Here is a 9,485-nt window from a genome sequence, read left to right as displayed (position 1 = left end):
TAAACCTGTTTTATGCTTTAACCCATTTAAAACTGCGTCTTTGAAAGATACGTTTGGTGAGTTTTTATGTAAACTGTAGTAATTCATTGTTTTATATTAATTTGAAACTATTATCTTAAAATGAATACGTTATTTTTTATCAATTTTAATATGTTTCTATTTTATAAATACGATTTCATTATTAATATTGTCTAAATAAATGATTAATAACTTAAATTTTTAGGTTTGTTCTAGCCTATGTAACGATGTAAATTTTTTTATTTTTTAAAGCGTTATAACTAATTATTCCAAATACAAATATCAGATAAAATGTATATTGATGTATTGATGTTATTTAATGTTTTTAGTATTTCAAAAAAGATTCGTGCACAACATCAAATATTAGCTAAACATGAAATATATTCATATTTTATGTATACCAATGAATAATATACGTCCAATTAAGGAGGTATTTAAATAATGGTAATAAATACAAATTAAAATTAGTTTCAATTGTTCCCAATAAAATAATAAGAATTAAAGGGGTCAATTTTATTATGGTAATGGCTTTTACAAACCGAATTCCTTCTTCCACTCCGAAATAGTTTATAGTTCCCATTATTCCAAAGAGTATAATAAAGAAGGTTATTTTTATCCAAAGCTGTTTTAAATATGGGAAAAAGGTTCCTAAAAGATCTATTATAGTGTTGGCTACAGCAGCATCTGCTGAAATAGTGGCTAGTAAAAAAAGAAATAAAGAAACAAAACCATAATAAGGACCTAACGTTCTTTCTATATATGTATAAGTTCCTTCAGAAGCAGTTATCTTACTACCGATTTCTGCATAGCATAGCATTATTAAGGAAATGAGAAAAGCACAGACGAAATATGCGATACTACTCGACGCTCCTAATTTTTCAGCGATAATAGCTGGCATAACGAATATGCCAGCTCCAATCACTATATTAATTATATTTGAACTTAATCCCCAAAGGTCAATAGCTCGTTTCAATTTTGGTCTATTATTTTCCACGATCTAATTGATTTTGGATTCTATCCTTGTAGGTGTAATTATAAAATTATAAGTATACGACTTTGGTGTAATTTTATATTCATCGTGTACAGGTGCTCCCCATGAATTATCACCTCCGACACCCATTTGTAAATAGTCAAGGTTCCATTGATATTCTTTGCCTATTTTTATTTCAGCACCATGTTTTTTAGTTACCGGTACTAAGCCCGAAGCTGAAGATGTAGCATCTGTTTCTTGATTAAAATCCAATTCCTTTTGAGTAAAAGGCCATATACTAGTATTCAATAATGTTGTTTTACTAGTAGCGGTTAATTGTAACTCCTCGGAGAGTATAGATACCCATCTTACATCTGTTCTGTTTCCAGTTTCTTGAGGACGCGAATACCGATGAAACATCTCTGCAATATTCTTCTTATAAATACCTGTTTTTACACCCGTCTTTCGATCCCAGTAACTTTCTTCTGGCCCATTTCCATACCAATTTACCTTTTTATATTGATTTGGTAATATGACATATGCTCCAAACTTCGGAAGTGGAGGTAATTTTTTGTCTTTTAAAATGAAATTTAAGAGTACTTCCAAGGTTCCATTTGAATGCAATTGATAGTTTGCGGTTACAATCGATTTAATTTCAGGCAGTTTATATGTTAATGAAAAAGAAACACCGTTTAATGTTTTAGCCGGTTCACTGCTTAGTATAGCGCTATATTTTGTACTGATACTTTGCCATAACCTCGCCCATTTATGCATTTCATTTCCTAAGTCATTATCACTAGGTGGTCTCCAAAAATTGATATGTAGAGGTTTTTCTGTTATTAAATTTTGTTGATATTTCCAATGTTTAATTTCACCAGATTGAGCATCAATTTGAAAATCGTTTACAGCATTTTTTATATTATATACGTTATTTTCTAAAGTAATTTCAAGCGTATTATGTGCTGGTACAGTATCTTTTTTTATAGGTTTGTTCAGTATAAATTGATCCCAAGCTATTTCAGTTCCTTTTGTAATCAAACCAAGATCATATTTTTGAATTAATGATAATTCTAAAATGTATTCCTTCTTATTGTTTAAGTTTTTGGGTAAGTCTTTTAGTTCAATTTTTTTGGTTTCTTGTGGGGAAACACTACCAATTGCTAGTTTTCTAGATGCGATTTCAATACCGTCTTCAAGAAGAGACCAAATAAGCTCTTTATCTTTAAAATCAGCAAAATAATTTTTATTGGTGACTTCAATTGTATTATTAGCTAAGTAATTAAATTGAGCTGGTTCATATACCTTTTTTACTTCCGTTAGATGGGGATGACTATTTCGATATGGATCTACCAATCCATTATTTAAAAAGTTTCCATCAGTTGGTAAATCGGGATGGTAATCATGCCCATATGCTAAATAAGGTCTTCCATTTACATCTTTATACTCCAAACTTTGATCAACCCAATCCCATATATACCCCCCTTGTAGATTGGGGTAAGCTTCAATAATATCCCAGTAATCTTGTAGATTTCCAACTGAATTTCCCATCGCATGGGCATATTCAATCATTATTGATGGCTTTTCAGAATCTGATTTTCCGTGAGCGATTAAATACTCAGGTCTAGGATACATCGGACAATAAATATCGGTATAATCATCTTTTTTAGCAGGTTCATACTGAACTATTCTGTTACTATCTTGATTTTTTAGCCATTGGTAAGTAGCTCTAAATACTTCTCCTTCTCCAGCTTCATTACCTAAGGACCAAGCGTAAATAGACGGGTGGTTACGATCTCTGAAGTACATTCTTTTTGTTCGCTCTAGATGTGCAGGAAGCCAAGATAATTCATTACCGATTTGAGTGTCTTTATTTATTGCAAGTGGATGACTTTCTATATTAGCTTCATCAACAACATATAATCCGTAACGATCGCATAAATCCAGCCAATAAGGGTCATTTGGATAATGAGAACTACGCACAGCATTGATGTTGTTTTTCTTCATTAGAGTAATATCTTTTAACATTATTTCTTTGGAAATGACATGTCCTGTTAATGGATCAGTTTCATGTCTGTTAACTCCTTTGAAGTATATAGGTTTGCCATTAATTAAAACTTGACTATTCTTTATTTCAACCTTTTTGAAACCGATTGGCTTTGTGAAAAATATAGCTTTTTTATCGTCATCAGGATCTTGTATTTTCAACTCTAATTGATATAAATTTGGAATTTCAGCTGACCAGTTTTTACTGTTATTGATGATTGCTTTAGCAGAAAGATTAAGTTCTGCATTGGCTTTAATATCAACATTTTTTCGCATAGAATAAACCTCTTTGTCACCATCTTTAATTTTGATGGAAACTAATCGATTTGCTCTTTTTTTGGAATGATTGGTAATCGTAAATGTCCCGTTAAAAACAGCATCTTTATAGCCATTTGTTAAATTGGTGTTTGAAACGTAATCTTTAAGGAATACTTTTGGCCTTGTATATAAAAAAACCTCTCTTTCGATGCCACTCATTCGTAACATATCTTGACTTTCAAGATAGCTGGCATCACTCCATCTAAAAAGCTGAAGAGCAATAGTATTTTCTCCTGCGTTTAGATATTTTGTTACATCAAATTCTGCAGGAGTTTTACTTCCTTGAGAGTAACCGACGTAAGATCCGTTTATATATAAATACATTGCAGATTTTACACCTGCAAAATGTAAAATTACGTCCTCCTGTAGAAATGATGAAGTTAACTCAAGTTTCTTGCGATACGTACCCACTGGATTATAGTGTGTTGGTATATTTGGCCACTTTGAGTCAAATGGGTATCTTTCATCCAAATAAATAGGATGGTCGTACCCTTGGACTTCCCAATTTGAAGGAACAGGAATCAAATCCCAATCAGAATCATCATAATTTTTATGATGGAATTTGCTAGGTCTATTCTCAGGTTTTTTTACAAAATGAAATTTCCATTCTCCATTTAAACTTTTAAACCTTCTGGATTTTGTTTTATCAGCTAAATTAGGCTTTTCAAATTGGAAAAAAGTTGCTCTTGGAGGTAATTTTTGATCTTCAAAAATTGTATGATTGAAGTGAAATTCTTGATTAGGAACTTTAGTTAACTCTTGTTTCGTACAACTCATAATACTAAGAAGTACGAGTAGGGTTGTGTATAATTTTACTTTCATATTTTTAATGTTTTTGCATAAAATCTTCGTTAAAAACTAATTCTAAATGTTTTATGAGGTAGTTCGCATGATCTTTTGAAAATGTCAATGGTGGTTTAATTTTAATAACATTGTTATCAGGACCATCGGTACTCATTAAAATTCGATAGTCTTTCATTCGATTTATAAGATACTTTGAGTGTTCAGGTAAAGGAATTAAATCATTAGTGACAAGTTCAAAACCTAGGAATAACCCTTCGCCTCTAACATCACCAATTATGGGGTATTTTAAAGAAATACGTACTAATTCTCTTTTTAAATATTCCCCAGTAACAAAAGCATTTTCTTGAAGCCCTTCTTTGCGAACAATTTTTAGGACTTCGGTACCTATAGCACATGACACGGGGTTTCCTCCGAAAGTATTAAAGTATTCCATCCCATTGGCAAATTTTTCAGCTACTTCTTGTGTACAGGCTACGGCGGCTAATGGGTGACCATTTCCTAAGGGTTTTCCTATGGTTACAATGTCAGGAATTACGTTGTGTAGTTCAAACCCCCAAAAAGTTTTTCCTAGGCGACCACAGCCAACTTGTACTTCATCTGAAATGCATAGTCCCCCTTCTTTTTTAATGTATTTATAGGCTTGCTTTAAGAAACCTTTTGGAAGCTCAATTTGCCCTCCACAACTTATAATTGGTTCAACAATTAGAGCGCCTACATTTCTACCACACTTTTTTATGGTATCTATACATTTTAATACCTCAAGAGCATATTTTTTTGGGGCGTCTGTATCGCGGTATTTTCCTCTAAAAGTATCTGGTAAAGGAAAAATATGGGTGTACTCTGGAGCTCCAGAACCTCCTTTTCCATCAAATTTGTACGAACTGATATCAATACACATATTTGAATTGCCATGATACCCTATCTCTGAGGCGATAATATCTTTTTCACCCGTTACGGCTTTTACCATTCGTATGGCCAATTCATTAGCTTCACTACCAGAATTGACAAAATGTAATACATTTAATGATGGTGGTAAAGTACGTAAGAGTTCATAAGCTAGATTATTTATATTCTCATGTAAATACCTTGAATTGGTATTCAAAACTGCTATCTGGTCAGTAGCAGCTTTTACTACTTTTTGGTGTTCATGACCAACATGGGCTACGTTATTTACAGTATCCATATATTTTCGACCGTATTCATCAATGAGATAAATATCATATCCTTGGACTATTTTTAGTGGTTCTTGATATTGAAGGCTTAAACTTTTTCCCAAATGCTTATTTCTGAAGCGAAGTAATTCATATCTATTTGGATGAGAGTTTTTTAGGTGAATTTCCGGAAAAATTTGGAGGGGATTTTGACTGATACTGCCCCAAATTTCCAATTGCCCTAATGATGACTTAGCCGTAAAGTTAGGGAGATTGGAGGGAGGAGATAAAAGGATTTGAAAATGCAACTTGGAAAAACCAAAATTATTTGCTTTTGTGTACTTTCCTGTGGACAATAGGTGTCCTTTTTTTAATGAGTCGCCTAGACAGAAGCCAGATATTTCTGGATAGGAAAGGTTTGAATATAAGGTGTAAAATTTAAGATCATGTACGTTATGTTCAAGCACTATTACACCTTGGCTATGTGATTCCATTGAGGAAATAACCACCGCGTCAAGAATTGTACAAATTTGGGTTTTCTCGGGAAGCCAAAAATCAGTTCCTAAATGAATTGTTCTTTCTTCATTAAATGTGTGATTATTATTTCTTAGTGAAGTATTTTCACTACTGATTCTGGGTTCTAGATACCCACCCATAAAAATAGTATTGGGATTAGCGTTCAAAAGTTCTGCTATCTTTAAATGGGTAGTGTCAGAATTAGTGGCATCTTTATAATGACCTAGTAGTTTACTACCAACTCCAAGATCTATTGGTTTTATGTTATATTTTGCTGAGTTAGCAAATAAATCTGATAGGCTTAAACCTGAAGATTTGGACCATTCTTTAAATTTCTTTTGGTTTGGGTGAGCTAAGAGTTCACATTGTTTTCTAAACGAAAAATAGGCAAATTCACTATCGATGGAAATCCACTTTTTTAAAACTTGCCATGCTTGTTTTTCACTTATTTGAAGATAGGTGTTTGAGGGCTCTTTTTCCTTATTGATTGCAGATTTAGTAACTGAAATTACTAGACGCATAGCAATGGCTATATACAAATGCTGTAGTTCATTATCCATCAGAGGAAACTCGCTATGATAGCCTTTAACAATGGGTAAAATAGCTTCTAATGTGTGCTCTTGGCCCATAGCACCATAGGCACAAGCAATTGCAACATCATTTATTATTTGAGTATGAATTGTATCTCCATAATCTATTATGGACTTTACGATGGGATGAACTACATCTTCAGAAACAATTATGTTATTATCATTTGCATCATTATGAACTATTGATTTCCTTAATGTGTTGTAATATTTAATGGAGGTGCTAAATTCGTCTTGGAAATATTCAATGATTTTTCGTTCATCTGCCTTAAAAAGATAGTTATATTTCGTTGTCCATAGCGATTGATTGATATCCCATTCAAAAAATCGGTGAGCGAATGGATGATTAAAATTTAATAAGGCGGTAGTAAGTTTACCGCATTGCTTTCCGAGAAGATATCGGAGATTATCCGTTTGCGGATTTACTTCATTCCATATTCGTCCATCAATAAAACTTAATAGGCGAATTTTTCTAATGGAACCATCTTCAGTTCTATAGTGAGAAACTATATTTTGATCTCTATCCTTAATAACTCTTGGTATAGATAAGTTAGGGCAAGTGTTTTCTAAATGAAGTAGAAGTTTTTGCTGAAAATCTAAATATTGTTCGTTCTCATCGGCTCTTGATATTTTTAAAATATAGTTTTGGTTATCATTCGCCTGAATTTTAAAATTTAGATCGATTTCTCCAGGAAGAGATGTGATACTTCCGTCAATATGAAATCTCTCTTTTGCTATTCTTTGGGCTATTGTTGCAGTTATAGACATAATTTTTTAATAAATTTCATTAGTTAGCAACATCATTATATGTGCGGCACTCCAGCTAAAGTTTTTCGCGTGCAAGCCTTGACCTGTAATTGGATGATAATTTTCTCTAATTGATGGACCTTTCTTTAGTAAGCCTTCTGCTCCGTTTAGAATTTTTAGAGTGGCAGCATTCGCTTCACTATGGTATCCATAATTACGTAACCCTTTTACTCCAAAGTATGCCTGATCAAGCCAGTTTGGTCCTCTCCAATACCCATTTAAGGGGTCGAATTTTGCATGATCTGCTGACATCGTCTGAAAAGGTACTTTAGTATAGAATTTAGTTGGGTCTAGCATTTTTTTAATAACAGTTTCCGCTTGTTCATCACTTGCTACTTTTGCCCACAAGGCAGTCCACCCTTCACTACCTTCACCTTTTATAAATTTACTACCATCAATGGAAGTGTCGTAGAACCAACCGTCATGTTTATCAAAGAATTGTTCTTGGATTCTTAGTTTTATGGAATGTGCATCTTTTTTCAATTTATTGGCTTCATTTGATCGTTTCATTAATTTAGCCATTTCACTGAGGTAAATTTTTTCAGCATACAGATATGCATTCAAATCAACACTTTCTTGATTTAATGAATACGTTGTTTCATTTTTTTGTAGTAGTTTAGAATTGTCGAAACGTATGGCATTATCCATTCCACTTTCCCATTTAGCAGCAACTAAGGAACCGTCTGTAGAACCATACTCACATAAACCGTCACCATCAAAATCTCTATCTTTATACCACCAATTATGATATTTTAGAATCTTAGGGTACATTTCTTTAATAAAAAGAAGGTCTTTATCTTTTTTGTAGATATTCATAACTGCCCAAGCTGATAAAGGAGGCTTCGTATCTCTGGTATTGTGTTTTTCTATTAAAGTGTCTCTATAAATACAGTCAATAATAAACCCATTATCCTGCTGATAATCATACATTGCCCTTATCTGATCCTTTGCTAAATCAATATTATAAAAAGATAGCCCGACAGCATGCTTCCATGAGTCCCAGGACCAGAAACCATGAAACCACTCGTAATGATAACTAGGGAATAAACCAGCATGTTTCAATTCACCTGCCGGAGTTCTCCAATTATTTTGAAGTGTTAGATGTGCCTTTGATATAATTGTAGGTGAAGCCTCATGATGGATTTGTGGGTTTAAATTATTGAAAATCGATGATAACTCGGTGTTTTTGATCTTTTTTCTGGCTTTGAGCACAGAATCGAATTCAGATTTTTTAATTAATTTATCCTCTGTTTTCCAAGTTTGAGATGGAAAAAGAAAACTATGGCTGAATGTAATTTCTTTTTCAGTGTTGGGAGGTAATGTAAATTGAATTTTATTTGTTTCGTAGTTGAATGTATCTTTAATTATTAATGAAGTCATTTCTTTTGGAAGCTTTATATATCCAATAGCCGAACTTTTGTTTGATGTTATGGTGATTAGATTTCGATTGTAAGTAAGCTCCATGTCATTTTTAAACAATGATCCATCCAACCAATATTCTATGGTTTGATTTTGGTTCGAATTATTTTTTACTCGAGTTTTATGCAGTGCTGTTTTCTCATTTAGAAATACCAGTTGTTGTGTTATTAGGAAGTCATTACTTGTGAATTCTTGTTGTAAATGACTGGCTAAACTATATTTTTCACCTTCTTTTATAGAAGAACTTACTGCAGAAATAGGCTTCCCATTCTGAGATAGATGTAACCTTGTTAAGGCAGGACTAAGCCATACACCGTTTTCTTGAGTCATCAAGAAAGGACCAGAATGAGCAAGTTCTCTAGAGGAAGTATTTTTTAAACAATACCCAAACCAAGCTCCCTGATCAGAGAAAACTAATGATGATCTATCATTTTTCGTTTTTGGTTCGCCAATATAGTTTAAGACGTTTTTACTATAATTTAAATACTTAAAATTGGGCGGAGTATTTTGTTGTTTTTCTTTTTTATTGCAACTGATTACCATCAATGCAAGCATAGAATATGTCCAAAGTTTTCTAATTGTCATAGCTAAAAAAATAAGATGTAAATACGAGTATTCTATTGAATAGAATTGTTGATTTTTTTAGAAAAATCGGATAGTGAAGTGTATTTTTTTTACAAAAAAATCTTGTTTTGTTTGCAAACTTGGACTCGTGCAAATTACAAAAAAAAATCAAAAAATGAATAATTATTGATTTATTTTAAAAAAAAAATACATTTATTTAAAAATAATATTAATTAAATATTTTATTATTAAATTTTAAAAAAATATTTAAAATAATATATTATATAT

General features: G+C 32.3%; 4 protein-coding genes. All 4 read right to left on the bottom strand.

All coding sequences use genetic code 11. The features are described 5' to 3' along the window. Positions 1 to 409: 409 nt before the first annotated feature. From BFJ87_RS13185 to BFJ87_RS13170, 4 genes are read right to left on the bottom strand one after another with little or no spacing between them, the layout of a single operon-like run. Positions 410 to 1,012 carry an APC family permease gene (locus tag BFJ87_RS13185; protein WP_171974516.1) on the bottom strand — a complete coding sequence of 201 codons (603 nt, stop codon included), beginning with the start codon at positions 1,010 to 1,012 and terminating at the stop codon, positions 410 to 412. Between the two features lie 3 nt (positions 1,013 to 1,015). Beyond that, positions 1,016 to 4,171 (bottom strand): glycoside hydrolase family 2 TIM barrel-domain containing protein, encoded by a 3,156-nt coding sequence (locus BFJ87_RS13180; RefSeq protein ID WP_077405432.1) that lies wholly within the window; start codon positions 4,169 to 4,171, stop codon positions 1,016 to 1,018. A 4-nt stretch (positions 4,172 to 4,175) separates the two neighbouring features. After that, positions 4,176 to 7,175: an aminotransferase class III-fold pyridoxal phosphate-dependent enzyme gene (locus BFJ87_RS13175; protein ID WP_077405429.1), complete on the bottom strand. Its 3,000-nt coding sequence runs from the start codon at positions 7,173 to 7,175 to the stop codon at positions 4,176 to 4,178. 6 nt (positions 7,176 to 7,181) lie between these two features. Continuing rightward, positions 7,182 to 9,218: an MGH1-like glycoside hydrolase domain-containing protein gene (locus BFJ87_RS13170; protein ID WP_077405426.1), complete on the bottom strand. Its 2,037-nt coding sequence runs from the start codon at positions 9,216 to 9,218 to the stop codon at positions 7,182 to 7,184. Between the last annotated feature and the right edge of the window lie 267 nt (positions 9,219 to 9,485).

The organism is Cellulophaga omnivescoria (assembly GCF_001999725.1).
Classification (GTDB): domain Bacteria; phylum Bacteroidota; class Bacteroidia; order Flavobacteriales; family Flavobacteriaceae; genus Cellulophaga; species Cellulophaga omnivescoria.
The sequence above is the reverse complement of the archived record's forward strand: the minus strand, read 5'-3'. Positions and strand labels throughout refer to the sequence as shown.

Coding starts and splice junctions, on each gene's coding strand:
- BFJ87_RS13180 (WP_077405432.1), bottom strand. CDS start 4,171: ATGAAAGTAAAATTATACACAACCCTACTCGTACTTCTTAGTATTATG.
- BFJ87_RS13175 (WP_077405429.1), bottom strand. CDS start 7,175: ATGTCTATAACTGCAACAATAGCCCAAAGAATAGCAAAAGAGAGATTT.
- BFJ87_RS13170 (WP_077405426.1), bottom strand. CDS start 9,218: ATGACAATTAGAAAACTTTGGACATATTCTATGCTTGCATTGATGGTA.